Source organism: Dietzia sp. NPDC055877 (assembly GCF_053615975.1).
Genome location: NZ_JBSHCV010000003.1, coordinates 347,185 through 372,536, shown reverse-complemented (window position 1 = coordinate 372,536; position 25,352 = coordinate 347,185). Strand labels below are relative to the sequence as shown.

At 69.6% G+C, this 25,352-nt stretch carries 24 protein-coding genes; 17 read left to right on the top strand and 7 right to left on the bottom strand.

Annotated features, from left to right (window positions below; genetic code table 11):
* Positions 1 to 41 precede the first annotated feature (41 nt).
* Complete coding sequence (locus tag ACWGLC_RS06105) at positions 42 to 920, top strand: phosphatidate cytidylyltransferase (RefSeq protein ID WP_452099037.1); 879 nt, start codon at positions 42 to 44, stop codon at positions 918 to 920.
* A gap of 50 nt (positions 921 to 970) precedes the next feature.
* Here the strand turns inward: ACWGLC_RS06105 and ACWGLC_RS06100 are convergent, their stop codons facing one another.
* Positions 971 to 1,396 carry a lipopolysaccharide assembly protein LapA domain-containing protein gene (locus tag ACWGLC_RS06100; RefSeq protein ID WP_452099036.1) on the bottom strand — a complete coding sequence of 142 codons (426 nt, stop codon included), beginning with the start codon at positions 1,394 to 1,396 and terminating at the stop codon, positions 971 to 973.
* 85 nt (positions 1,397 to 1,481) lie between these two features.
* Between ACWGLC_RS06100 and rlmN the strand changes: the two genes are divergently transcribed.
* Positions 1,482 to 2,591: a 23S rRNA (adenine(2503)-C(2))-methyltransferase RlmN gene (gene rlmN / locus ACWGLC_RS06095; RefSeq protein WP_452099035.1), complete on the top strand. Its 1,110-nt coding sequence runs from the start codon at positions 1,482 to 1,484 to the stop codon at positions 2,589 to 2,591.
* Positions 2,592 to 2,673: 82 nt separating this feature from the next.
* Here the strand turns inward: rlmN and ACWGLC_RS06090 are convergent, their stop codons facing one another.
* Positions 2,674 to 3,027, bottom strand: coding sequence for a DUF2631 domain-containing protein (locus tag ACWGLC_RS06090; RefSeq protein WP_452099034.1), 354 nt, complete (start codon positions 3,025 to 3,027; stop codon positions 2,674 to 2,676).
* Positions 3,028 to 3,192: 165 nt separating this feature from the next.
* On the opposite strand from ACWGLC_RS06090, the gene dxr reads away from it, so the two are divergent.
* The 8 genes from dxr to ACWGLC_RS06050 all read left to right on the top strand — a co-directional run bounded on the left by dxr (position 3,193) and on the right by ACWGLC_RS06050 (position 11,031).
* Positions 3,193 to 4,356, top strand: a complete 1,164-nt coding sequence (gene dxr, locus ACWGLC_RS06085; RefSeq protein ID WP_452099033.1) for a 1-deoxy-D-xylulose-5-phosphate reductoisomerase — start codon at positions 3,193 to 3,195, stop codon at positions 4,354 to 4,356.
* Positions 4,357 to 4,359: 3 nt separating this feature from the next.
* The gene (locus ACWGLC_RS06080) at positions 4,360 to 5,592 is read left to right on the top strand and encodes a M50 family metallopeptidase (protein ID WP_452099032.1); all 1,233 of its coding nucleotides are present in this window, start codon (positions 4,360 to 4,362) and stop codon (positions 5,590 to 5,592) included.
* A 136-nt stretch (positions 5,593 to 5,728) separates the two neighbouring features.
* Positions 5,729 to 6,877 (top strand): flavodoxin-dependent (E)-4-hydroxy-3-methylbut-2-enyl-diphosphate synthase, encoded by a 1,149-nt coding sequence (gene ispG, locus ACWGLC_RS06075; protein WP_452099075.1) that lies wholly within the window; start codon positions 5,729 to 5,731, stop codon positions 6,875 to 6,877.
* A 3-nt stretch (positions 6,878 to 6,880) separates the two neighbouring features.
* Complete coding sequence (locus tag ACWGLC_RS06070; protein WP_452099031.1) at positions 6,881 to 7,735, top strand: GNAT family N-acetyltransferase; 855 nt, start codon at positions 6,881 to 6,883, stop codon at positions 7,733 to 7,735.
* Positions 7,736 to 7,879: 144 nt separating this feature from the next.
* Positions 7,880 to 8,317 carry a hypothetical protein gene (locus tag ACWGLC_RS06065; protein WP_452099030.1) on the top strand — a complete coding sequence of 146 codons (438 nt, stop codon included), beginning with the start codon at positions 7,880 to 7,882 and terminating at the stop codon, positions 8,315 to 8,317.
* A complete protein-coding gene (locus ACWGLC_RS06060) occupies positions 8,317 to 8,460 on the top strand; it encodes a hypothetical protein (RefSeq protein ID WP_452099029.1) in 144 nt (47 codons plus the stop codon). The genes ACWGLC_RS06065 and ACWGLC_RS06060 overlap by 1 nt, the downstream gene beginning before the upstream one ends.
* 112 nt (positions 8,461 to 8,572) lie before the next feature.
* Positions 8,573 to 9,448, top strand: a complete 876-nt coding sequence (gene map, locus ACWGLC_RS06055; RefSeq protein ID WP_452099028.1) for a type I methionyl aminopeptidase — start codon at positions 8,573 to 8,575, stop codon at positions 9,446 to 9,448.
* A gap of 104 nt (positions 9,449 to 9,552) precedes the next feature.
* On the top strand, positions 9,553 to 11,031 hold the full coding sequence (locus tag ACWGLC_RS06050) for a flavin-containing monooxygenase (RefSeq protein ID WP_452099027.1): 1,479 nt from the start codon (positions 9,553 to 9,555) through the stop codon (positions 11,029 to 11,031).
* Between the two features lie 79 nt (positions 11,032 to 11,110).
* On the opposite strand, the gene mtr is transcribed toward ACWGLC_RS06050, so the two are convergent.
* Positions 11,111 to 12,511 (bottom strand): mycothione reductase, encoded by a 1,401-nt coding sequence (gene mtr, locus ACWGLC_RS06045; protein ID WP_452099026.1) that lies wholly within the window; start codon positions 12,509 to 12,511, stop codon positions 11,111 to 11,113.
* Between the two features lie 5 nt (positions 12,512 to 12,516).
* Positions 12,517 to 13,548: an alpha/beta hydrolase gene (locus ACWGLC_RS06040; RefSeq protein WP_452099025.1), complete on the bottom strand. Its 1,032-nt coding sequence runs from the start codon at positions 13,546 to 13,548 to the stop codon at positions 12,517 to 12,519.
* 216 nt (positions 13,549 to 13,764) lie between these two features.
* On the opposite strand from ACWGLC_RS06040, the gene mqo reads away from it, so the two are divergent.
* Positions 13,765 to 15,204, top strand: a complete 1,440-nt coding sequence (mqo, locus tag ACWGLC_RS06035; protein WP_452099074.1) for a malate dehydrogenase (quinone) — start codon at positions 13,765 to 13,767, stop codon at positions 15,202 to 15,204.
* A gap of 136 nt (positions 15,205 to 15,340) precedes the next feature.
* Positions 15,341 to 16,567, top strand: a complete 1,227-nt coding sequence (cobA, locus tag ACWGLC_RS06030; RefSeq protein WP_452099024.1) for a uroporphyrinogen-III C-methyltransferase — start codon at positions 15,341 to 15,343, stop codon at positions 16,565 to 16,567.
* Positions 16,568 to 16,722: 155 nt separating this feature from the next.
* On the opposite strand, the gene ACWGLC_RS06025 is transcribed toward cobA, so the two are convergent.
* The gene (locus ACWGLC_RS06025) at positions 16,723 to 17,472 is read right to left on the bottom strand and encodes a YaaA family protein (RefSeq protein WP_452099023.1); all 750 of its coding nucleotides are present in this window, start codon (positions 17,470 to 17,472) and stop codon (positions 16,723 to 16,725) included.
* A gap of 58 nt (positions 17,473 to 17,530) precedes the next feature.
* On the opposite strand from ACWGLC_RS06025, the gene ACWGLC_RS06020 reads away from it, so the two are divergent.
* The gene (locus ACWGLC_RS06020) at positions 17,531 to 19,282 is read left to right on the top strand and encodes a proline--tRNA ligase (RefSeq protein ID WP_452099022.1); all 1,752 of its coding nucleotides are present in this window, start codon (positions 17,531 to 17,533) and stop codon (positions 19,280 to 19,282) included.
* Here ACWGLC_RS06020 and ACWGLC_RS06015 read toward each other — a convergent pair whose 3' ends face one another.
* Together ACWGLC_RS06015 and ACWGLC_RS06010 are read right to left on the bottom strand one after the other, a co-directional pair.
* The gene (locus tag ACWGLC_RS06015) at positions 19,283 to 19,687 is read right to left on the bottom strand and encodes a DUF4439 domain-containing protein (protein WP_452099021.1); all 405 of its coding nucleotides are present in this window, start codon (positions 19,685 to 19,687) and stop codon (positions 19,283 to 19,285) included.
* On the bottom strand, positions 19,684 to 20,157 hold the full coding sequence (locus ACWGLC_RS06010) for a hypothetical protein (RefSeq protein WP_452099020.1): 474 nt from the start codon (positions 20,155 to 20,157) through the stop codon (positions 19,684 to 19,686). The genes ACWGLC_RS06015 and ACWGLC_RS06010 overlap by 4 nt, the downstream gene beginning before the upstream one ends.
* 104 nt (positions 20,158 to 20,261) lie before the next feature.
* On the opposite strand from ACWGLC_RS06010, the gene ACWGLC_RS06005 reads away from it, so the two are divergent.
* The 4 genes from ACWGLC_RS06005 to infB all read left to right on the top strand — a co-directional run bounded on the left by ACWGLC_RS06005 (position 20,262) and on the right by infB (position 25,245).
* Positions 20,262 to 20,807 carry a ribosome maturation factor RimP gene (locus tag ACWGLC_RS06005; RefSeq protein WP_452099019.1) on the top strand — a complete coding sequence of 182 codons (546 nt, stop codon included), beginning with the start codon at positions 20,262 to 20,264 and terminating at the stop codon, positions 20,805 to 20,807.
* Positions 20,804 to 21,790, top strand: a complete 987-nt coding sequence (nusA, locus tag ACWGLC_RS06000; protein WP_452099018.1) for a transcription termination factor NusA — start codon at positions 20,804 to 20,806, stop codon at positions 21,788 to 21,790. Before ACWGLC_RS06005 ends, nusA begins: the two co-directional genes overlap by 4 nt.
* 143 nt (positions 21,791 to 21,933) lie before the next feature.
* Positions 21,934 to 22,332 (top strand): YlxR family protein, encoded by a 399-nt coding sequence (locus tag ACWGLC_RS05995; RefSeq protein WP_452099017.1) that lies wholly within the window; start codon positions 21,934 to 21,936, stop codon positions 22,330 to 22,332.
* 69 nt (positions 22,333 to 22,401) lie between these two features.
* Positions 22,402 to 25,245, top strand: a complete 2,844-nt coding sequence (gene infB / locus ACWGLC_RS05990) for a translation initiation factor IF-2 (RefSeq protein ID WP_230928790.1) — start codon at positions 22,402 to 22,404, stop codon at positions 25,243 to 25,245.
* Positions 25,246 to 25,352 lie beyond the last annotated feature (107 nt).

Below are 25,352 nucleotides of genomic sequence, written 5' to 3'. Positions count from 1 at the left end.
CCGCCAGCCGTTCAACCACCACAACAGTCGAGGAGTACGCCGTGGATGACGCTCCGTCCGGCCCGCCCGGGCCCACTGCCGCGGCCGCGGCGCCCCCGTCCCGCGCCGGCCGCGACCTGACCCGGGCGATCCCGGTGGGGATCGGGCTCGGTGCCCTCGTGATCGCCAGTATCGCGTTCAATCCGCGGGCGTGGTATCTGGTCGCGGGCGGAGCCGTGGCCATCGGGACGTGGGAGGTTTTCAAACGCCTCCGTCAGGCCCGGTTCACGCTGCCCCTCGTTCCACTGCTCCTCGGCGGTCAGGCGATGGTGTGGTCAGGTTTCCTGATCGGCGCGACCGGGGCCTTCGCGGCTTTCGCGGCCACGGCGGTGGTGGTGCTGGTCTGGCGGTTGCTCATGGGCGGCCTCGACATCGCTCCGAAGAACTATCTACGGGACGTCTCGGTCACGGTGTTCGTCCTGGTCTGGATCGCCGTGCCGGGATGCCTGGGCGCGATGCTCTCGGACGGTGAGTACGGCGCGCAACGTGTCATCGCGCTCATCCTGCTCGTGGTGTGCTCGGACGTCGGTGGCTATATCGCCGGCGTGCTGTTCGGAAAGCACCCGATGGCGCCCGCCATCAGTCCGAAGAAGTCCTGGGAGGGCTTCGCCGGCTCACTCATCCTCGCGATGGTCGGCGGTGCGCTGGTCGTGTGGCTGCTGTTCGACGACGACATCTGGAAGGGCATCCTCCTCGGCGTGCTCGCGGTGTTCACCGCGACCCTCGGCGATCTCGTGGAGTCCCAGGTCAAGCGCGACCTCGGGATCAAGGACATGGGGACGGTGTTGCCGGGTCACGGCGGGTTCATGGACCGCCTCGATTCCGTTCTGCCCAGCGCGGTGGTGGTCTGGATCGTCTTCACATTCGTCGTCCCGACATAGCGGACACTTCGGCCGGCCGGACTGTCGTTCCGCGCGGCCGACCAGCGACATCAGCGGGATCGCGCCGAGAGCTTCCGGGCCTTGCGCGCCCGCATCCGGAGCTGCAGGATCCGGAACCCGGCGAACAGGGCCATGATCAATGCGCCGGCGATCGCGGCGAACAGGATCAGGACACCCAGCGGCAGGCTGAAATGCAGACCGAGGTACTGCACGTCCGTCGAGGTGGTGTTCTGTGCGATGAAGATCAGCAGGAGAATCGTGACCAACGCGCCCAGCACCAGACCGACCCACGCCGATCCGAGCCTGCCCGCCGCGCTGTCGGGCACGGCCTGAGGCGAGAGGCGATCGTGATCGGTCGCCTCCGGGGCCGACGGCGCGGGCACGTCGGCGGTTGCATTCTCGGCGGGCACCACGGCCGTCTCGGGGGACGACTCGGTGTTGCCGGCGTCGGCAGGGTCGTGTGAACGCGTGGTCATAGGTGAACTGTAAGCGTTCCCGGCGCTCGTGAGCACCGCCACTCGGCGTGTCGTCCGGCCTCGGTTCTGACACAATGGCCGCATCATGGCTGAACCACTTCCCCTCGTCTTCGATGCGCCCCGCCGCGGGCTGCCCCCTCGTCACTTCGCGGACCTCGACGCCGAGGGTCGGGCGGAGGCGATGGCGGAGTTGGAGGTCCCGGCGTTCCGCGCCAAGCAGCTGGCAAATCAGTACTTCGGTCGTCTCGAGGCGGACCCGCGGGAGATGACCGACCTCCCCGCCAGCCTGCGCGATCGGGTCGCGGACGAGCTGTTTCCGCCCCTGACGTCCTCACTGCGGCATATCACCACCGACGAGGGCACCACGCGTAAGACACTGTGGAAGCTCCACGACGGTTCGCTCGTGGAGAGTGTGCTGATGCGGTACCCGGATCGGGCGACGGTCTGCATCTCCAGCCAGGCCGGATGTGGCATGGCATGTCCGTTCTGCGCGACCGGGCAGGGCGGCCTCCAACGCAACCTGTCCGCGGCGGAGATCCTCGACCAGGTCCGGGTGGCCGCCCGGGCTATGCGCGACGGCGAGATCCCGGGCGGTCCCGGCCGCCTGTCGAACGTGGTCTTCATGGGGATGGGGGAGCCGCTGGCCAACTACAAGCGGGTGCTCACCGCGGTACGGGGTATCGTCTCGCCGCCTCCGTCGGGATTCGGGCTCTCCCAGCGCGCGGTCACGGTGTCGACGGTCGGCGTGGTTCCGGCCATCCACCGGCTCGCCGAGGAAGGCCTGCAGGTCACCCTCGCCGTGTCGCTGCATACTCCGGACGACGAGCTGCGCGACACGCTGGTGCCGGTCAACAACCGGTGGCCGGTCTCGGAGGTCATGGACGCCGCCCGCCACTACGCGGATGCGACCGGTCGTCGCGTATCGATCGAGTACGCGCTGATCCGTGACGTGAACGACCAGACATGGCGGGGCGAGATGCTCGGCCGTCTCCTCGCGCAGCGCCTGGGCGCGATGGCGCACGTGAACCTCATCCCCCTGAACCCGACCCCGGGGAGTGAGTGGGACGCCAGCCCCAGGCATCAGCAGGATGCGTTCGTCGAGGCGGTTCGTGCAGCGGGCGTGTCCTGCACCGTCCGTGACACACGGGGGCAGGAGATCGCGGCCGCCTGCGGCCAGCTCGCCGCAGAGGAGTGACACGCCGCCGCCTCAGCGACCAGAACAAGGGCCGCCCCGCTTCGAGCGGGGCGGCCCTCGTCAGCCGGGTGTGGTTCCGGAATCAGTTGGTGCCGGAGGCGGCGATGGCGCCGGTGGCCACACCGCCGGCCACGGCGTAGTGGTCCGCGGGGACCGAGAAGACCTTGTGCGACTTGGCGTAGGTGTCCTTCTTGGGGCGCAGCGAGAGGATCATCCAGATCAGCAGGAACGCGGCGATCGCGACCAGCCAGATGTTCTCGACGTTGCCGATGTGGTTGCCGAAGAGCATGCCGAGCAGGAACAGGACGAAGAAGCCTCCCACCGCCCAGCCGACCTTCGCGCTGTGCTTGTGCCAGCCCCACTCGACCGACGGCTCGTCGAGCGAGCTGACCCCGTCCACGACGACCTCTGCACTGGTGTGTCCGTCCGCGCTCATGCTCCCCGGTTCTCCTCACGGCTCGCTGGCAGCCCCGCGGGCCGCCGACATCGGACCCAGTTTGTCACACCGGGTCGGGCGGCCGACGGGTAACCCGCCCGTGTCGCCCCACACACCTGGTGCCGCGATGCGGCACCAGGCACCGATGATGTGGACAATGGCAGGGTGACCACGCGTGTTCTCGTCCTCGGCAGTACCGGATCGATCGGTACCCAGGCCCTCGAGGTGACCTCTGAGTCCGGCCCCGACCGCTTCCTGGTGGTGGGTCTTGCCGCGGGCGGTGGCCGCGTGGACCTGCTCTCCGACCAGATCCGCAGTACCGGGGCCGAGGCCGTCGCGGTGTCGGATCCGATCGCCGCGGAGAAGGTCCGGGCACAGTTCCCCGAGGTCAGGGTGCTCGACGGCCCGGAGGCCGCCACAAGGCTCGTCCGTGAGGTCGAGGCCGATGTCGTCCTCAACGGGATCGACGGGTCGATCGGTCTCGGGCCGACCCTCGCCGCACTGGACACCGGCGCCCGGCTGGCGCTCGCGAACAAGGAGTCGCTCGTCGCCGGCGGGGCGCTCGTGACGGGCAGGGCCGCGCCCGGGCAGCTCGTCCCGGTCGATTCGGAGCACTCGGCGATGGCCCAGTGCCTACGTGCCGGCACATCCGACGAGGTGGCTTCGCTCGTGCTCACCGCATCGGGTGGCCCGTTCCGTGGCCGGAGTCGTGCGGAACTAGCGGACGTGACAGCGGCGCAGGCCCTCCGGCACCCCACCTGGGAGATGGGCCGGATGATCACGCTGAACTCAGCGACCCTGGTCAACAAGTCCCTCGAACTGATCGAGGCGCACCTGCTGTTCGGGGTGCCGTATGACCGGATCGACGTGACGGTCCATCCCCAGTCGGTGGTGCATTCGGCGGTGACCTTCGTCGACGGCGCGACAGTGGCCAAAGCATCGCCGCCGTCGATGAAATTGCCTATCGCGTTGGCGTTGGGCTGGCCGACGCGGATCGCGGGGGTGTCGACGCCCCTGGACTTCTCGCGGTCGCACACCTGGACGTTCGAGCCCGTCGACGAGGTGACGTTCCCGGCGATCTCCGTGGCGCGTGCCGCAGGGGCGGCGGGCGGGTTGCGCACGGCTGTCTTCAACGCCGCCAACGAGGAGGCCGCGCCGGCCTTCCTCGACGGGCGTATCCGTTTCACCGAGATCGTCGACGTGGTCGCAGCGACGGTCGAGGCGGCGGACGAGTGGTCCGCCGACCCCCGGGATCTGGACGATGTCGTGGCTGCTGAATCGTGGGCGCGCCGTCACGCGGCCGCGCTCGTGACCGGGCTGGAGGGCTGAGTCGTGTTGGTCGTGGGGATCATCCTGTTCGCCTTCGGGATCATGTTGTCGATCGTGCTGCACGAGTTCGGCCATATGAAGGTCGCGCAGTGGTCGGGGATGAAGGTCCGCAGGTTCTTCGTCGGTTTCGGCCCGACCGTCTGGTCGACCAACCGTGGTGGGATCGAGTACGGGCTCAAGGCCGTCCCGCTCGGCGGGTTCTGCGACATCGCGGGAATGACGGCGTACGACGAGTTGTCTCCCGAGGACGAGCCCCGGGCGATGTGGCGGCAGGCGTGGTGGAAGCGCGTGGCGGTGTTGTTGGCCGGGCCGGCCATGAACATCCTCCTGGCGGTCGCGCTGTTCTACGGCGTGGCCCTCGGGTGGGGTCTGGTGAACCGGGATGTGCAGCCGATCCCGACCGATCGGGTGGCGGCGGTCGTGGGGGACACCTGCGCGGCCGGGCAGGCGGGGGAGCCGGCGTGTGGACCGGGGCTGGGCCCCGCCGGCGCGGCGGGGATCCTCCCCGGCGACCGGATCATCGCGGTCGACGGTGTGCCGGTATCGAGTTGGGCCGATCTGTCGGAGGAGATCGCGGGGCTACCCGGCGAGACCGTGCCGGTGGTCGTGGCCAGGGGCGGTGAGGAGACGACGACGACGGCGACGTTGACCTCGTCCACCGTCGACGGGCAGGAGCGCGGTGCGCTCGGTGTGCGGCTCTCGGATGAGGGGATCCCGCAGGAGATCCTGGACGATCCCGCCTATCAGACGGTCAACACCTATGACGTGTGGAGCGCGGTCCCGGCGACGATCGCGTTCACCGGGGACATGGTCGACGCGACCGTGCAGGGGCTCATCTCGTTCCCGTCCAAGATCCCGGCTGTGGCGGCGTCGATCTTCGGGGCCGAGCGGGCCGAGGATTCGCCGGTCTCGGTCGTCGGCGCGAGCCATATCGGCGGGCAGGCGGCCGAGCAGGGCGCGTGGTGGCTGTTCGTGCTGTTCCTGGCCGGGCTCAACCTGTTCCTCGGCGCCTTCAACCTGGTCCCGCTCACCCCGTTCGACGGCGGCCACGTCGCGGTCGTGTTCTACGAGAAGATCCGGGATGCCCTGCGCCGCCTCCGCGGCCTGGCCCCGGGCGGGCCGGCCGACTACGAGAAGCTGGCCCCGGTCACCATGACCGTGTTCGTGCTGTTGATCGGCGTGTCCGCGATCGTCATCACCGCTGATTTCGTCAACCCCATCCTGCTGACCGGGTGATCCCGGCGACTCCTGCTCGCACGCGGTGGCCCCGACCCGGATAATGGCGGGCGGGACTCATCAGCATCCGGCTGCCAAGCCCCTAAGGAAGGCCCTTCACGTGAACGACTCGTCCTCCATCCCCGTCGGTCTGGGAATGCCCGACGCGCCGCTGCCCGCCCTGGCGCCGCGTCGGAAGACCCGTCAGCTGTTCGTGGGACAGGTGGGTGTGGGCAGCGACCACCCGATCTCGGTCCAGTCCATGACCACCACCAAGACCCACGACGTGAACTCGACGCTCCAGCAGATCGCCGAGCTCACGGCGTCGGGCTGCGACATCGTCCGGGTGGCGTGTCCTCGGCAGGAGGACGCGGACGCGCTGGCGACCATCGCCCGCAAGTCCCCGATCCCGGTGATCGCGGATATCCACTTCCAGCCGAAGTACATCTTCGCGGCGATCGATGCCGGGTGTGCGGCCGTGCGCGTCAACCCGGGCAACATCAAGGAGTTCGACGGGCGGGTCAAGGAGGTCGCCAAGGCGGCCGGGGACGCCGGGATCCCCATCCGGATCGGCGTTAACGCCGGTTCTCTTGATCCGCGTCTGCTGGCCAAGTACGGCAAGGCCACCCCCGAGGCACTGGTCGAGTCCGCGGTCTGGGAGGCCTCACTGTTCGAGGAGCACGGGTTCGGTGACATCAAGATCTCGGTCAAGCACAACGACCCGGTGATCATGGTGGAGGCCTACCGTCAGCTCGCGGCCCGGACCGACTACCCACTGCACCTGGGCGTGACCGAGGCCGGCCCGGCGTTCCAGGGCACCATCAAGTCGTCCGTGGCGTTCGGGGCACTGCTCTCCGAGGGCATCGGCGATACCATCCGTGTCTCCCTCTCCGCACCTCCGGCGGAAGAGATCAAGGTCGGCACGCAGATTCTTCAGTCGCTCAACCTGCGACCCCGCAAGCTCGAGATCGTCTCCTGCCCGTCGTGTGGGCGCGCGCAGGTGGACGTCTACAAGCTCGCCGATGAGGTCACGGCCGGCCTCGAGGGCATGAGCGTCCCGCTGCGCGTCGCCGTGATGGGCTGCGTCGTCAACGGCCCGGGCGAGGCCCGTGAGGCGGATCTCGGCGTGGCATCCGGAAACGGCAAGGGGCAGATCTTCGTCAAGGGTGAGGTCATCAAGACCGTCCCCGAGGCGATGATCGTCGAGACGTTGGTCGAGGAGGCCATGCGGATCGCCGAGGAGATGGGCGAGCCTGTCGGAGAGGCCGCGGAGGGCCAGGGCCCCCAGGTCAAGGTCACGCGATAGGCCGTGACCGACACGGTTGCCCCACCTTCCGGGGTCGGTGACTGCCGGGAGGTCGGACCCGGAGAGTCCGCCGCGGTCTCGCGCGTACTCGCCGCCGATCCCTACGTGTCTGCTCCGGCCGCCGAGAAGTTCATGCTCTCGGGCGTCGCCGGGGGAGCGGACGGTCGCTTCCTCACCCGTGGCGGGCCGGAACGATCGCTGGTGTTCGTGGGCAACTCTGTTCTCCCGATCACCGGGGCCGCCGAAGATCACGCGGCGCTCGGCCGCGCCGTGGTCGACATGGGTTTCGGACCGATGTCGGTACACGGCCGTCGGGACCAGGTCGCGCTCCTGTGGCCGTCGCTGCGATGTGGCTGGGGCCCCGCCCGAGAGCACCGGACGGCGCAGTTCCTGATGAGGCTGGGGTCACCGGTCGATCCGGCCCTGGTCCTGGACGGGATCCGACCCGCCACGTTGCAGGAGTTCGACCCGGTACTCGCGGCCGCCGCGGACATGTATCGGGAGGAGTTGCTGGCCGACCCGTTCGCCGTGGGCGCCGGCGCTCCTTTCCGGCGGCGCGTGGCGCGGTCAGTGGCGCGCGGCAGAACCTGGGTCGGTGTCGACCGGGGCCGGGTGTACTTCAAGGCCGACGTCGCCGCGGTCTCCCCGCGCGTGGCGCAGATCCAGGGAGTGTGGGTCGAGCCGGCGCTCCGGGCAACAGGGCTCGGCGCCGGTGGCACGGCCGCCGTCTGTAGCGCCCTCCAGTCCCGCGGGCTGACCCCGTCGCTGGTGGTCAACGGCTCCAACGCGCCCGCGCGAGCAGCGTACCGTCGGGTCGGGATGGTCGACGTGGTCGACTACGCGACGATCCTCCTGTGAGGGGTGGGCCGCACGATCCGGGCCTTCGGCGGTCCCGGGGTGTTGTGGGACAATCGAGTCGAACCGTCAACCCGTCGACGCCGAGTGGTCTTCGAGCAGTGATCACGCAGCCCCGGATGTCGACATCGAAAGGTGCCACCGCCGATGACCGCGCCCGAGACCGATCGCGCCACTCCGGATCACGACGCGGGGGCAGCTGCCGGTGACCCGCGATTCCGGTCGGATTCCGCAGCGGACCGGGTGATGCGGCGCCTGCTGCGCGTCGACGGACTCGATCCGTCCGCCAGCACGGGCGCCCACCGTGCGTTCCGGACGTCGGTGCTCGTCTCCGCCGTGAGGTGTCTGATCACCTACCTGTTGATCCCGATCCTCGTCCCGCTGCTCAGCCTCTCCGGTTGGGTCGCGGCGCCGATCGGGATCGTGTTGTGCGTGATCGCGGTCGTCAACGGCGTCGTGAGTGTGCGCCGCTTCTGGGTGGCGGACCACCCTCGCCGCTGGGTGTACACGGGCTTCATGGCCGTCGTGTTCGTCATCCTCGGGGTGGCGATGGTCTCCGAGCTCCACCGGATGGGGGTGATGTGATGGAGTCGCACGAGAACCCGGACACCGAGGTCGAGCCCCGGAGCGGGCAGCAGCCGGCGGGTAGCTCGCGGGGCGAGGTGATCTCGATGGTCCTGTTCGGACTGATGGTGATCATCGCCTCGGTGTGCTTCGTGATCTGGTGACCCCACTCGCGTCCGGCCGTGTCCGTCCGGTCACGACCGGATGCCGCTGGTTCCGGGTCTCGTCGCAGGAGGGCGTGCGGCCGGGTCCCGGGAACGCGCCTATCCTTGGGGCATGACCGCCTCGACCCGTCCGCCCCTCGTCCCCGGCACGCCGACCCCGATTCGCACCGTGCCCGAGTCCATCCCGCGCCCGGAGTACGCGTGGCGAGACCGGGTCGACGAGGCGAACGGCGAGGCGTGGGTGCAGCCGCCCGAGGTGATCGAGGCCATGCGGGTGGCCAGCAGGCTCGCCGCGGACGCGCTGGTGCTCGCCGGCGAGGCCGTCGCCCCCGGGACCACCACCGACGAGGTCGATCGCGTGGTGCACGAGTTCCTGTGCGACAACGGTGCCTACCCGTCGACTCTCGGTTACAAGGCGTTCCCCAAGTCGTCCTGCGTCTCGCTCAACGAGGTGATCTGTCACGGTATCCCGGACAGCACGGTCATCGAGGACGGCGACATCGTGAACGTCGACGTCACCGCCTTCATCCACGGCGTGCACGGCGACACCAACGCCACGTTCTTCGCCGGTGAGCCCCGCGAGGAGATCCGACTCCTCGTGGAGCGGACCCGCGAGGCGATGAACCGGGGGATCAAGGCCATCCGGCCGGGCCGTGAGGTCAACGTGATCGGTCGCGTCATCGAGTCGTACGCCCGGCGATTCGATTACACGGTCGTGCGGGAGTTCACCGGCCACGGGGTCGGCCCCACCTTCCATAACGGTCTCGTCGTTCTCCACTACGACGACCCGAGTCGGACCGAGGTCCTCGAGCCGGGGATGACATTGACCGTGGAGCCGATGATCTCGCTCGGTGGTCCGGGCTTCGACGTCTGGGACGATGACTGGACCGTGACGACCGCGGACAAGGCCTGGACCGCGCAGTTCGAGCACACCGTCGTGGTGACCGAGGACGGGTACGAGATCCTGACGCTGCCCTCCGCACGCTGAGGTCCCGCTCGTCGCACGGCCCTCGAGGAGGCCCGAAATTCGATTTGGACGTATGTCCCACTAAGTCCTCCCGCCAGTGGACAACAGGGTGCATACTGTCCACCATGATCGACACCCCCAGCGGACCCGTGGACCAGATCGACCTCCTCGTCCTGGGAGCCGGCTTCGGCGGCATCGCGATGGCTGACAGGCTGCTCGGCGACGGCCGTGGCCGGGACTTCCTCGTGCTGGAAAGGGCCGAGGAGGTCGGCGGAACCTGGCGCGACAACACGTACCCCGGCTGTGCCTGCGACGTGCCCACGGCCTTGTACTCGTTGTCCCGCCACGCCCATCCGGGCTGGTCGCACTCATTCGGGCGGCAGCCGGAGATCTTCGCGTACCTGAAGTCCGTGGCGGACCGGATCGGACTGCGGGACCGCCTCGTGACCTCGTGTGAGGTGGAATCGGCGAAATGGGATGCCGAGAGTTCCCAGTGGGTCGTCGACACGAGCAGGGGGCGGATCCGTGCGCGCCATCTCATCGCGGCCACCGGAGCGCTCTCCGCACCCTCCGTTCCGAATCTCCCCGGGCTCGAGGACTTCGAGGGAGAGGTCTTCCACTCCGCGCAATGGCGCCATGACATCCCGCTCGAGGGCAAACGAGTGGCGGTGGTGGGCACGGGGGCATCCGCGGTCCAGTTCGTCCCGGAGATCGCACCGACCACCAGACACCTGACCGTGTTCCAACGGACGCCGGGCTGGGTCCTCCCGCGGCTCGACCGGAGCATCTCCGAGTCCCGGCGGCGGTGGTATTCGCGGATCCCGCTGCTGCAGCGGATCGTGCGTGGGCGCATCTACCTCGGGCGCGAGTTGTACGTGGTCGTCTTCACCCGTGCGCAGTTCCTCCTCCGGTTCTACGAGATGTTCGCGCGCTTCTACCTGTTCCTCCATGTGCGGGACCGGAAGATGCGTAAGGCACTCACCCCGGACTTCTCGATCGGATGCAAGCGGATCCTGCTCACCAGCAGGTGGCTGCCCGCCCTGACCCGGCCGGATGTCACGCTCGTACCCGACGCGGCGTCTGCGGTCACGCCGACCGGGCTGGTATCCGGCGACGGAACCGAGATCCCCGCCGACGTGATCATCTTCGGCACCGGTTTCCAGCCGTCCGAGCCGCCCATCTCGCGGGTCGTCACCGGCTCGGACGGTCGTACTCTGGCCGAGCACTGGGGCGGCAGTCCGCGCGCACACAACGGTGTCACGGTCGCCGGCTTCCCGAATCTGTTCCTGATGTACGGGCCCAACACGAACCTCGGGCACTCGTCGATCGTGTACATGCTCGAGTCCCAGGCCGAGCACATCGGCACGCTGCTCGACCTGTCGGACCGGGCGCGCCACAAGACCATCGAGGTCCGCGGAGACGTGCAGTCCGAGTACGCCGACCGTATGGACCGGGAGCTCGCCAAGACCGTGTGGAACGAGGGGGGCTGCTCCAGCTGGTACTTCGACTCCAGCGGACGCAACTCACTGCAGTGGCCGAGCTTCACGTTCCGCTATCGCGAGCAGTTGAGGAACCTCGACCCGTCCGACTTCGTCGTGGGCTGACCCGGGCCGCGGCGGCGTTGGGCCGCGGGCAATGGCGAGGGCCGGCACACCAGACGGCGTGCCGGCCCTTCGGGCTGCGTCAGAAGCCGCGGTCGGGGAAGTCGAGGCCGAGGAGCGCGTTCTCGACGACCTCGGCCATCGCGGGGTGGATCCAGTACTGGCGGCGGGCCATGTCGGGCACGGTCAGCCCGAACTCCATGCCCTGGATGAGGATCTGGATCAGGGACGGTGCGTGGGCACCCATGATGTGGGCACCCAGCAGGTGGCCGGTTGACCGATCGGCGATGAGCTTGCAGCAGCCGACCGAGTCCTCCATCGCCCAGCCGTAGGCCACGTCGCCGTAATCCTGGGTCTTGACCGTGATGTCGTGGCCGGCCGCACGCGCCTCGTCCTCGGTCATGCCGACCGACGCGATCTGCGGCCACGTGAATACGGCGTACGGGACGTTCGTGTGATGGAACGGCTGCAGGTCGTCGGGGTGATGCAGGTTGTGTCCGAGCACACGCTGCTCGTGGTTGGCGACGTGCTTGAGCTGGAACGGCGAACTCACGTCGCCCAGGGCCCACACGCCCTCGGCGGAGGTGCGACCGAACTCATCCACCTGAACGCGGTCGCCGTCCATGGCGATCCCGGCGGAGTCGAGCCCCAGCAGGTCTCCGTTGGGGGTGCGGCCGGTGGCGACCAGCAGCGAGTCCGCCGCGCAGGTCGAGCCGTCCTCGAACGTGATCTCCACGCCCCTGTTGTCGTCACCGGTGGCGGTCATGGTGGTGATGTGCTGCCCGAGCCGGACGTCCCAGTGGCCGCGCGCACTCTCGGTGAACCGTTCGGCGAGCTCGCGGTCGAGGTGCTTGAGAAGTACGTCCGAGCGGCCGATGACGGTGACCTCCACTCCCAGCGACGAGAACACGTGGGCGAACTCGCACGCGATGAACCCCGAGCCCTGGATGACCATCGACCGCGGCAGCTCGGGGATCCGCATCACGTCGTCACTGGTGTGGTAGTCCACGCCCGACTCCGTGACGATCTCGGGGATCGACGGCCGCGCGCCGGCGGCGATCACGACCTCATCGGCGGTGATGATCTCGCCGGTGCCGGTGTCGATGGTGCGAGGTCCCACGAAGGTCGCGTGACCGTCGTAGACCGTGACGTTCTCGCACCGGTGTCGCCGGTAGTCCTCGCCACTCGAGGCGATGGGGTCGATACGCCGGTCGAACACCCGGGAGACCATGTCCTGCCAGCGCACCCCGTCCAACGTCGCGTCGACGCCGTAGGTCCCTGCGTGCGCGACGGAGGTCGCGGTGTCCGCCGCGTAGACGAACATCTTGGTCGGGATGCAGCCCACGTTGAGGCAGGTGCCGCCGAACGACCCCTTCTCACAGATCGCGACGGATTTGTCGGCGAAGGACTCGTCGATCAACGAGTTGCCGCTGCCCGTGCCGATCACGATGAGGTCGAAGTGGCGCGAGGGGGTCTGCGTCATGGGGGTCAGAACTCCTTGGTGGGTGAGGACAGGGTGTGGTCCAGCCAGGTCCCCAGGCGGTCAAAGACCACCTCGAGAACGTCGGGCCGGGAGAGGAAGACATCGTGCCGCGCTCCCTCGACGGGCACCTCGGTGACCTCGGCGGACACCCGGTCGGCGAAACGCTCCATCGAGCGCACGTCGAGGATGAGATCGGTGTCCACGTCGACACGCGCGCCGCGCCTGCCGACCGACGAGGCCGTGGACCGGAGCAGGAGGACCGGCAGCGGCAGGTCGAGGCCGCGCTGCAGACGCCGTTGGGCCCGTCGGACGGCGGCCAGCCATCCTGCGCGTACGCCAACCCCACCCGGGGGCTTGAGCGTGACGTCGTAGTGGAAGTCCCCGTCGTGCTCCGCGTGCGTGCTCGTGACGTAGAGGTCCGAGGACGGCAGAGGGAGCCGGTAGTAGGGGCGCACCGAGGCGATCGTCCGGATGACCGGGTCGAGGATCCTTCGAGTCCGGTCCGGGACATCGAGTTGGAACCAGGGCGAGTTCAGGATCAGTCCCACGACGGGGTCGAGCCGACCGCCGTCACGCCGGCGGGCGAGCCACAGGGGAACGACCAGGCCGCCCGTGGAATGTGCGGCGACGACGACAGGGAGTCCGGGATGTTCGGAGGCGATCACCGCGAGTGACTGATCGAGCTCGTCGTCGTATCTGTCCAGGTCGGTGATGAAATGCGGCGTCAGCCCCTCCCGCCTCGAGCGGCCGCACTTGCGCAGGTCGACACCGTAGGTGGCGATGCCTCGCGCGGCGAGGAACTCCGCCAGGTGCGTGTGGAAGAAGTAGTCCGACAACCCGTGGACCACGAGTACGACCGCGACCGGATCCGCAGGTGCCTCCTCGTGCCGGACCAGCGTGGCAGAGATCGGCCCCTCGCCGTCCGGGTCCATCCCCAGCGGCAGTTCACGACGTCGGTAGGCCGGGCCGAGAAGGTCGGGGGTCCACTCTGCGGCGGATCCGGAGCGCCCGGCGGGATCAGAAGCGGAACTGGACACGGCGACCACCCTAGTCCGGTATGGCGGGCCCCCGGACCGGTGTGCCCTGCCGGTCGGGCCGTGAGTAGTCTTGTAGCCCTCAGGTCGCGGGCTCCCGCCGGGGTCCGCGACGACTGGAAATTCGGGTCCACGACCAACGAGCGAGGGTAGCCGGTGACTGCAGACCAGGTGGCAAAGCACGGAACGACGGATGTGGCGCTCATCGGCGCCGGCACCATGAGCGCGACGCTCGGTGCCCTGCTGCGTCGACTCCAGCCGGACTGGGACATCCAGATCTACGAGCGGCTCGAGGGGCCCGCGTTGGAGTCCTCCGACGCCTGGAACAACGCCGGTACCGGACACTCCGCGCTGTGCGAGCTCAACTACTCGCCGAAGACCGCCAGCGGGGACGTCGACATCACCAAGGCCGTGAGCGTAAACGAGAAGTTCCAGGTCTCCCGGCAGTTCTGGTCGTACGCGGTGGAGAACACCCTGCTCGGTGATCCGACCGAGTGGATCCGGCCCGTGCCGCACATGAGTTTCGTGACCGGCCGGGACGGTCAGGACTACCTGCGCAAGCGCTACGACAAGCTCGCCGGGCACCCGCTGTTCCCGGGCATGGAGCACACCACCGACTTCGGCGAACTCGAGCGACTCGTCCCGCTGATGGCGCGCGGTCGTTCGCCCGAGCAGCCCTTCGCACTGAGCCATTTCGCGGGAGGCACCGACGTCAACTTCGGCGCCCTCACCCGCCAGTTGGTCAAGTACCTCACCCGAACCGGGACCGAGGTCCACTACCAGAACCAGGTCAAGGATCTGGAGCGCAACACCGACGGGACCTGGCGCCTCACCGTGGCCAACCGCCACACCGGTGACGAGCGCACGGTCGACGCGAAGTTCGTCTTCGTCGGGGCCGGCGGCGGCGCCCTGCACCTGCTGCAGAAGTCGGGCATTCCCGAGATCAAGGGGATCGGTGGCTTCCCCGTGGGCGGCCAGTGGCTGCGCTGCACCAACCCCGAACTCGTCGAGCAGCACCAGGCCAAGGTCTACAGCCAGGCCTCCGTGGGCGCACCGCCGATGTCGGTTCCGCACCTGGACACCCGTGTCATCGACGGCAAGAAGGGCCTGCTGTTCGGCCCCTTCGCCGGCTGGACCCCGAAGTTCCTCAAGATGGGCAGCTTCATGGATCTGCCGAGCAGTGTCCGAGCCGGCAACCTGCTGCCCATGGCGAACATCGGCCTCACCGAGATGGGTCTCGTCAAGTACCTCGTCACCGAGCTCGCCAAGAACCACGGCGCCCGTGTCGACACCCTGCGCGACTTCGTGCCCTCGGCCCAGGACGGCGAGTGGGAGAAGGTCGTCGCCGGACAGCGCGTCCAGGTCATCAAGCCCAAGCCCGGTGGTCGGGGCGGCACCCTGGAGTTCGGCACCGCCGTGGTCAACGCCGCGGACGGGTCGATCGCCGGCCTGCTGGGCGCGTCGCCCGGCGCCTCGACCGCCGTGGACGCGATGGTCGACGTGCTCCGTCGCTGCTTCCCGACCCGTTTCGCGGAGTGGACCCCTGCGCTGGAGGAGATGATCCCCTCGCTCGGTCGCGACCTGGCCGCGGATCCCACGCTGTTCACCGAACAATTCGAGCGCTCCACCCGCACGCTGAAGCTCGACCAGAAGGTCTGACACCCAGCACCGCCCGCGGGGCGCCGCCACGCCACATCCCCCGACCTGCGTCCGCGCGAGGTCGGGGGATGTCTGTCATCACGGACACGGCGGCCCAGGGCGGGGAACGCGATCAGGGGCCGATAGGATCGACCGCATGATCCGGCCCGTGAACCCGTACCCCGTCGGCCTGGAGCTTGAGGGCCGTCGAGTCGTGGTGATCGGCGGCGGATCCGTGGCCCAGAGGCGCATCCCCGTCCTGCTCGAGTCCGGGGCCGCCGTCCACCTGGTGAGTCCGGAGATCACCCCCACGCTGCAGGGACTGGTCGATGCCGGCCGCATCTGGTGGCAGTCCAGGGAGTACCGGAGCGGGGACCTCGAAGGCGCCTGGTACGTGGTCGCGGCCACCAAGGACTCGCTCGTGAACGCCCGGGTCGCCGCCGAGGCAGAGCAGCTGCGTACGTTCTGCGTCCGCTCGGACGCGGTGAGCTCCGGGACCGCGGTCACCCCGGCAGTCGTCCGTCGCGGCCAGATGCTGGTCTCGGTTCTCACCGGGGACCGGGCACGGACCGCGGAGGCGCGGGACGTGGTGGCGCGCGCCCTGAGCGAGGCGGCTGCGGAGTCGCCCGAACTCGACGAGACGCTGCGCGGGACCGTGGCGCTGGTCGGCGGCGGGCCCGGCGCGGACGACCTCATGACCATCCGCGGCCGTCGGCTGCTGGCGCAGGCCGACGTCGTGGTGGCCGACCGGCTCGCGCCCCAGCGTCCGCTCGCCGAACTCCGGCCCGACGTGGAGGTCGTCGATGCGGCGAAGATCCCCTACGGGCGTTCCATGGCGCAGGAGGCCATCAACCAGGTGCTGGTGGAGCGGGCACGCGAGGGCAAGTTCGTCGTGCGACTCAAGGGCGGCGACTCGTTTCTCTACGGCCGTGGTTATGAGGAGGCCCAGGCGTGCGCGGAGGCGGGGATCCCGTGCTCGGTGGTGCCCGGGGTCTCCAGTGCGCTGTCCGTGCCGGCGCTGGCGGGGATCCCGGTGACCAACCGGGGGATGACGCACGAGGCGACGATCGTCTCCGGGCACCTCCCGCCCGGGCACGCCGACTCGCTCGTGGACTGGCAGGCGCTCGCGCGCATGCGCGGAACGCTGGTGATACTGATGGGCGTCAAGAACACGCCGGCGATCGCCGAGGCGCTCGTGGCCGGCGGCAGGGACGCTAACACCCCGGCTGCCGTGGTCATGGACGGCAGCCTCGAAGGTCAGGCGACACACCGGTGCACTCTCGGAACGCTCACGGCGGTGCTGGCGGAGAAGGACGTCCGCCCGCCGGCCATCGTGGTGGTGGGCGAGGTGGCCGGGCTCCCGCAGGTGCTGTCCGAATCCTGAGGGGCCGACCGCAGCCGCCCGACTCGGGCGTCATGGGGCCGTGAGCGCCCGTAAGAAGGTCGGTTTCCTGTCCTTCGACGATGTCACCACGGTTGGGCGACCGTCGGGGGGCCGGCCCCACCGAGCGGCGCCGGTGTCGTCGTCGTCCTTCTTCCTCAGGGTTCCGTGACCAGGGTCAGGACGGTGTCCGAGGTCCGTTCGATCGCGTGCCCGGCACGGCGGGCGACCCGCAGCAGCGAACCGAGATCCGACAGTTCGGCGCGCGAGGTCGCGAGCGTCCGCGCCAACAGCCCCTTGTGGTGCTTGGAGAAATGCGAGACGACCTTGCGGGTGCCGTCCGGGTACTCGGTGACCACATCCACGGTCACCGCGCCGGGCACCGGGCCCAGCTGGTGGTAGCCACCGGATCGTAGGTCGAGTACGAGCTCCTCCGCCCACTCCGCGACCGCGTCGGTGAGGGCGGTGCGCCACGTCGCCCGGAGCGTCCCCAACCCGGGCAGCTGGGTGCCCGCCGACAGCCGGTAGTGGGGGATGGGGTCCGCGGCGGCCACCAGTCCGAACAGCGCCGAACCGATCCACAGGCGCGCCTCGGCGCGCGCCCGGGTGACCTTGGTGAACGAGGCCTGGTCGAGGGCGTCGTACAGCACCCCCGTATATCGGCTCAGCGCCGGAGCGGTGGGAGATGTCCACAGCTCGGCGTCCAGCGTCACCTCGCCGGCCAGGGCGTCGCTCAGACCGAGCACGCGCTGGGCCTCGCCTGGATCGTCCGTGCATACCGCGACCAGTGCATCCGCGACCGTGCGACGGGTCGCGGTCAGTGACGGCAGGGACAGTCCGGCCAGGTCCAGGGGGGCCCCGGAGCCGCCGACGGACTTGGTCTCGGAGGGCGAGAGGAGGATGCGCACCCGCCAGAGGCTACCGTCGGGCCGGGCGCGCGCCGCGGGGCGGCTACGCTTGACCACCGTGATCACGCGTCTGTCCCACCTTTTCCTGCGCACGCTCCGCGACGACCCGTCCGACGCCGAGGTGCTGAGCCACAAACTGCTGGTGCGCGCCGGCTATGTCCGCCGTGTCGCGCCCGGCGTGTACTCGTGGCTCCCGCTCGGCCTGCGCACGCTCCGCCGCATCGAACAGGTGGTGCGCGAGGAGATGAACGTCTTCGGCGCGCAGGAGATCAGCCTGCCCGCGCTGCTGCCGCGTGAGCCGTACGAGACCACCGGCCGGTGGACCGAGTACGGCCCGGCGTTGTTCCGGCTCAAGGACCGCAAGGGCAACGACATGATGCTCGGCCCCACCCACGAGGAGCTCTTCACGCTCACCGTCCAGGGCGAGTACTCCTCGTACAAGGACCTGCCCGTCACGCTGTACCAGATCCAGACCAAGTACCGCGATGAGGAGCGGCCGCGGGCGGGCATCCTCCGTGGGCGCGAGTTCGTCATGAAGGATTCGTACTCCTTCGACGTCGACGACGCCGGTCTCGAACGGTCCTACCAGTCGCACCGCGACGCGTACCAGCGCATCTTCGACCGGCTCGGCATCGAGTACGTGATCTGCGCGGCGACCTCCGGGGCCATGGGCGGCTCCGCGTCCGAGGAGTTCCTCGCCGTATCCGCCGCGGGTGAGGACACCTTCGTCCGGTCGACCGACGGCGAGTACGCGGCCAATGTCGAGGCCGTCGAGACCCCGGCGCCCGCGGCGCTTCCGTTCGACGGTCTCCCCGAGGCCGTCGTGCACCCCACGCCGGACACCCCCACGATCGAGACCCTCGTCGCGTGGGCCAACGGTGCCGACCTCGGACGGGACATCTCCGCGGCGGACACGCTCAAGAACGTCATGCTCAAGGTCCGTGAGCCGGGCAAGGACTGGGAGTTGCTCGGTGTGGGTGTCCCGGGCGACCGCGAGGTCGACATGAAACGCATCGAGGCCGCGCTCGAGCCGGCCGAGGTCGCGGTGCTCGAGGAGGCGGATTTCACCGCCAACCCGTTCCTGGTCAAGGGTTACATCGGTCCCCGGGGCCTGCTGGCGAACGAGGTCCGCTACCTCGTGGACCCGCGGGTCGCGGAGGGCACGTCGTGGATCACCGGGGCGGATGTGGCGGGAAAACACTACGTCGGACTGGTCTGCGGCCGTGACTTCACGCCCGAGGGCACGATCGAGGCGGCCGACGTCCGCGAGGGAGACCCCGCCCCCGGTGGCCACGGAACCCTGACGCTCGCCCGTGGCATCGAGATCGGCCACATCTTCCAGCTCGGCCGCAAGTACACCGATGCCTTCGGGTTCGACGTTCTCGGAGAGAACGGCAAGCCCGCCCGCGTGACGATGGGCTCCTACGGAATCGGTGTCTCTCGTCTCGTCGCGGTGCTGGCGGAGCAGTTCGCCGACGAGAAGGGTCTGGTGTGGCCCGCCGAGGCCGCTCCCGCGGACGTGCACGTGGTGATCGCGAACAAGGACGAGGCGGCGATCAGCGGCGCGGGCACCCTCGTGGAGGCGTTCGACAGGGCCGGGCTGGAGATCCTCTTCGACGACCGCAAGGCGTCGCCCGGGGTGAAGTTCAAGGACGCCGAACTGATCGGCGTGCCGTGGGTCGTCGTGGTGGGGCGCGGTTGGTCCGAGGGCACGGTGGAGCTGCGTGAGCGGGCCACCGGCGAGGTCACCCAGATCGCCGTCGACGGGGCCGCCGAGGAGATCATCCGCCTCGTCCGCGCCGAGCGCTGATCAGGTAGCCGGCGGGAACCCGGGCAGCGCCTCGAACGGCGCTCCCGGGATCAACGTCCGCCACCGGGCGAGTTGGACCGCCGCGGCGGTGAGCGCGTCCAGGCAGAACTGTCGGCGATCGGGTTCCGCGGAGGTGCCCAACTGGGCCCGCCACGCCTCGCAACAGTCCGACTCGATCCGGATCGCGAGGAGCACCGGGGCGGTGGGTGTGTCCGGCCCGGCGAGGTACCCGACCGGCGCGGGCGGGGAGTCGGGCCACAGTTCCTCCGCGGCATCGCGGCGCGCCCGGTGCGCGGCCAGTTCACGCCGGACAGCACCGTGGATCGAGCCGTCCGCTGTCGCCAGCAGGAGTCCGTAGCCGTAGACGGCGGCGTCCTCTGCCGCCAGACCGACCGGAGTCGTCACGAGAGCTCCACCTCCACTGCCGCGGTGCACGCCGCCGAGACCGACCCGGTCAGTTCGGCCCGGGCCCCGTCGGCGGCCACCGCCACGTCCGCGGCCTGCTCGGCGTCGCCGCGGAGCCGGGATCTGACCTCGGCGACGGGCGGGCAGGACGTGGCGGCCCCGGGAGGGGGCGTGGTGGTCGCCGTACCCGACGCCGCGGGGTCGTCGACGAGTTCCCCCAGACGCTCGGCGTGGATCCGACGGACCTCGGCGAGACGCCGGAGGGCGCCAGCGTACTCGCCGTGGGACGCGTCCGCCGCGGCGAACTCGCGTGCGTCGCGCTCGGCGGCGCGAATGAGCTCGAGGATCGGGTCGGGACTGTCGTCGCCGGTCGGGACCGCGCACCCGGTGGCGACCGCCAGACCCACGACGCCGGAGGACACGGCCAGGAATCGGCGCCGCGAGAGCGCCACGGGGGAGGAGCTGAGCACCCCGACATCCTGCCAGGGGCGGGGGATCAAGGGCGGAGGCGGTACAGTGATTCGGCCCGTCCGTGATCCGGACCGGCCCTCGAAAGCCGCACACCAGGAGCACAGTGATCGTCCCCGAGCCCGACAGGGCCCACATTCGTAAGGCGGTCTCGGACCGCGGACTCGACCTCGAGGAACTCCGAGAGGACGAACGCGCTGAAACCTGGCGTGTGACCGTCGTCGTGGACGGCGACGGGGGCGTATCGCTGGACACTCTCGCCGCATTGTCGACCGAGCTGGATCCGCTCGCGGAGCAGTGGGGTGGAGCCGAGCGGCCGGTGACCCTGGAGGTGACGAGCCGGGGCGTCGACGCGCCCCTCGTCGAGCGCCGCCATTGGCGTCGCGCGCACGGTCGCCAGGTCGACATCGAGTACACCGACGGCGCGACGGGGCCGGCCCGCGGCCGGGTCGGCGAGATGGACGAGACCGCCGGCAGCGTGCGCATCGTGTCGAAGTCTGGTCGAGGGATCAACGTCGGCTCGGTAGCGTTGGACGACGTGGCCAGCGCCGTGATCAGGGTCGAGTTCCGGCCCGCCCCCCAGGACGAGATCGACCTGCTGCAGGAACCGGGCCAGACCGGGAGCGGTGCGCGAGAAGGAGAAGATCGGTGAATATCGACATGGCGGCACTGAACATGCTGTCGCAGGAACGTGAGATCCCCCTGGACGAGCTCGTCTCGACGCTGGAGAACGCTCTTCTCACCGCTTACAAGCGGACCGATGACGCCCACCGTGTCGCGCGGATCGTGCTGGATCGCAAGGCCGGAACCGTGGCCGTGATGGCCGCTGAGGTCGACGACGAGGGCAACCGCATCGGTGAATTCGACGCGACCCCGTCGGATTTCGGGCGGGTGGCCGCGGCGACGGCCCGCCAGATCATCCTGCAGCGCCTGCGCGAAGCCGAGACGGAGAAGATCTACGGCGACCTCGTGACCCGCGAGGGCGAGGTCGTCAGCGGCGTCATCCAGTCTGATTCCCGCGCCAACGCCAAGGGGATCATCGTCGTGCACATCGGCCCGGAGAACGGGGGGACCGAAGGGACCATCGCGCCGGCGGAGCAGGTTCCGGGGGAGACCTACGAACACGGCGACCGGATCAAGTGCCACGTGGTGGGAGTGCACAAGGGCCCCCACGGGGCGTCGGTATCGCTGTCGCGCACCCACCCGGACCTGGTCCGTGGGCTCTTCGCCCTCGAGGTGCCGGAGATCGGTGATTCCTCCGTGCGGATCGCCGCGGTGGCCCGCGAGGCGGGCCACCGCACCAAGATCGCGGTGGAGACGACCGTGTCCGGACTCAACGCGAAGGGTGCGTGCATCGGGCCCAACGGCGCCCGGGTGCGGGCGGTCATGGCGGAGTTGGGCGGCGAGAAGATCGACATCGTCGACTACGACGACGACCCCACCGTTTTCGTCGGTAACGCCCTCTCCCCGGCCAAGGTGATCTCCGTGACGGTCGCGGACGAGGCCACTCGCGCCGCACGGGTGGTCGTTCCCGACTATCAGCTCTCGCTCGCGATCGGCAAGGAGGGGCAGAACGCCCGCCTCGCTCATCGCCTCACCCAGTGGCGCATCGATATCCACAGCGACGCCGAGTGAGCGCACGCCGTGGGCCCGCTCCCACGCGGTCGGGCGCGCCGTTAGTGTCGACACCCCGTTATCTGTAGACTGATCAGTTGTCACAGTGACTTCACGTCCACCTGCCCCGTACGGGCGAGGCGGCGAGAAACCGAGGCGGCCGGATGCGGGTACGTAAGGACCAGCGCGAAGGCCCTGCCGAGGTAGCGGGACCCACAAGGACCTGCGTCGGCTGCCGTGGCCGGGATTCGGACTCCCGGCTCCTGCGGATCGTTCACGATCCGCGATCGGCTGCACTCTCGCCCGATCCGCGCCGCAGGGCGTCGGGACGAGGAGCCTGGGTGCATCGCGACGAGCGGTGCATCAGGACAGCACTCGACCGCAAGGCCTTCATCAGGTCGCTGCGAGTCGCCGGGAACGTGTCCCAGGATGCGATCTCGGGGGTGCTCGAGGCGGTACGTCTCGAGCACGACACCACCCGCCGGCCGAACGGCCCGGTAGGGGGAGCACAAGATAAGGAACGGATCAGACACGATGAGCACACCGTGAAGCTCCAGCGATGAACGTCCATCGAATGTAGACCGAGGTCGCGCGGCCAGCCCTGCCGTGAAGACCTCGCAGTGAGGAGAGCAGTGGCAGGCAAGCCCCGGGTACACGAACTGGCAAAAGAGTTCGGTATCACCAGTAAAGAACTTCTGACGAAACTCCGCGATCAGGGGGAGTTCGTCAAGTCGGCGTCATCGACGCTCGAGGCACCGGTGGTCCGGCGTCTTCGCGAGTCGCTCGCGCCGGCGGGTGGCAACGACGCCGCCCCGTCCGCCAAATCCGGCACGACCTCCGCGCCCAAGCCCGGCGCGGCGGGGAAGCCCGGCCCCCGTCCGGGCGCCGATCCGCGCACCGCCGCGCCCTCGCCGGCGTCGGCCGCCAAGCCCGCTGCTCCCGCCGCGGGTCCGAAGCCCGGTGCCGCACGGCCCACCCCGGCCCAGGCCGGGAAGCCGGCTGATGCGGCGTCGAAGCCAGGCACCTCCGCGCCCAAGCCCGGCGCTGCTCGGCCCACCCCGGCCGCGCCCGAGGCCCCGGCGGCATCGGCACGTCCGGCTCCCGGACCGCGTCCGGCCGGACCGAAGCCGGGTCCCAAGACCCCGCGCGTCGGCAACAACCCGTTTTCGAGCGGCACCACCCCGGCGCCGCGGCCCCAGGGCGGACCCCGCCCAGGACCCGGCCAGTCCGGCCCGCGTCCCGGTCCGGGGCAGGCCGGCCCCCGCCCGGGTGGCTCCCGTCCCGCACCGGGCCAGGGTGGACCCCGTCCGCCGCAGCGTCCGGGCGCACCGGGCCAGGGTGGTCCCCGCCCGTCTCCCGGCAACATGCCGCCGCGTCCCAACCCGGGTCAGATGCCCGGCCAGGTCGCGCGTCCCGCCGGCGGCCGTGGTCGCCCGGGCGGTCCGGGCGGCCGTCCCGGCGGCGGCGGTTTCCGCCCCGGCGGTGGAGGCGGCGCCCCTGCTGCAGGTGGCGGCGGTTTCCGCGGTCGTCCGGGTGGCGGCGGCCGTGGCCGCGGCGGTGCCGCGGGCGCGTTCGGCCGTCCCGGCGGCGCCCCCCGGCGTGGTCGCAAGTCGAAGCGGCAGAAGCGTCAGGAATACGATTCGATGCGGGCACCGGAGGTCGGCGGCGTCCGGCTCCCGGACGGTCGCGGGCAGGTCCTGCGGCTGGCCCAGGGTGCGTCGCTGAGCGACTTCGCCGACAAGATCGACGTCAACCCGTCACAGTTGGTCCAGGCGCTGTTCAACCTCGGCGAGATGGTCACGGCCACGCAGTCGGTCACCCCGGAGACGCTTCAGCTCCTCGGTGAGGAGATGGGCTTCAAGGTCCAGGTCGTCAGCCCTGAGGACGAGGACCGTGAGCTCCTCGAGTCGTTCGACCTGTCCTTCGGTGAGGACGAGGGCGGCGAGGACGATCTCGAGCGTCGTCCCCCGGTCGTCACCGTCATGGGTCACGTCGACCACGGTAAGACCCGGCTGCTCGACAGCATCCGGTCCGCGAAGGTCGGCGAGGCCGAGGCCGGTGGCATCACCCAGCACATCGGTGCCTACCAGGTCACGTCCGAGGTGGACGGTGTCGACCGCACGCTCACCTTCATCGATACCCCGGGTCACGAGGCGTTCACCGCCATGCGTGCCCGCGGTGCCAAGTCGACGGACATCGCGGTCATCGTGGTCGCGGCGGACGACGGCGTGATGCCGCAGACGGTCGAGGCGATCAACCACGCGCAGGCGGCTGAGGTGCCGATCGTGGTGGCGGTCAACAAGATCGACAAGGAAAGCGCCCAGCCCGACAAGATCCGCGGTCAGATGACCGAGTACGGACTCGTGCCGGAGGAGTACGGCGGCGACACCATGTTCGTCGACATCTCCGCCAAGCAGGGCCTGAACATCGACTCGTTGCTCGAGGCGATCGTCCTGACCGCGGATGCGTCTCTGGACCTGCGGGCGAACCCGGATATGGACGCGCAGGGTGTCGCCATCGAGGCGCACCTGGACCGCGGTCGCGGCCCTGTCGCCACGGTGCTGATCCAGCGCGGCACCCTCCGCGTCGGCGACTCGATCGTCGCCGGTGACGCCTACGGCCGCGTCCGTCGGATGGTCGACGAGCACGGCGACGACGTCACCGAGGCGACCCCGTCGCGTCCGGTGCAGGTCATCGGTCTCACCAGTGTCTGTGGCGCCGGCGACACCCTGATGGTTGTCGAGGAGGACCGCACCGCACGGCAGATCGCCGACCGTCGTAACGCGCGCAAGCGCAATGCGCTGGCCGCACGCAGCCGTCGCCGGATCAGCCTCGAGGATCTGGATTCGCATCTCAAGGAGACGAGCCAGCTCAACCTCATCATCAAGGGCGACAACTCCGGTACCGTCGAGGCCCTCGAAGAGGCCCTCATGGCTATCGAGATCGACGACGAGGTGCAGCTGCGGGTGATCGACCGCGGTGTCGGTGCCGTCACCGAGACCAACGTCAACCTGGCGGCCGCGTCCGACGCGGTGATCATCGGGTTCAACGTCCGCGCGGAGGGCAAGGCCACCGAGATGGCCAACCGCGAGGGCGTCGACATCCGGTACTACTCGATCATCTACCAGGCGATCGACGAGATCGAGGCTGCGCTCAAGGGCATGCTCAAGCCGATCTACGAAGAGAAGCAGCTCGGACAGGCGGAGATCCGCGAGATGTTCCGCTCCTCGAAGGTGGGCAACATCGCCGGTTGTATGGTGCTCGACGGCATCATGCGGCGTAACGCGAAGGCCCGGCTCATCCGCGACGGCAACGTCGTCCAGGAAGAGATGACCATCACGTCGCTCCGGCGCGAGAAGGATGACGCCACCGAGGTCCGCGAGGGCTTCGAGTGCGGTCTGACGGTGTCGTACTCCGACATCAAGATCGGCGACATCATCGAGACGTACGAGCTCGTGGAGAAGCCGCGCGACTGACGTCGCCGGTCACGACCGTGGGGGCAGGTTCCGTGGAGAACGGGCCTGCCCCCACGGCATGCTGTTGGAGAATGGTCGCGCCTGGTGCGACCAGACCATGTTCAGGA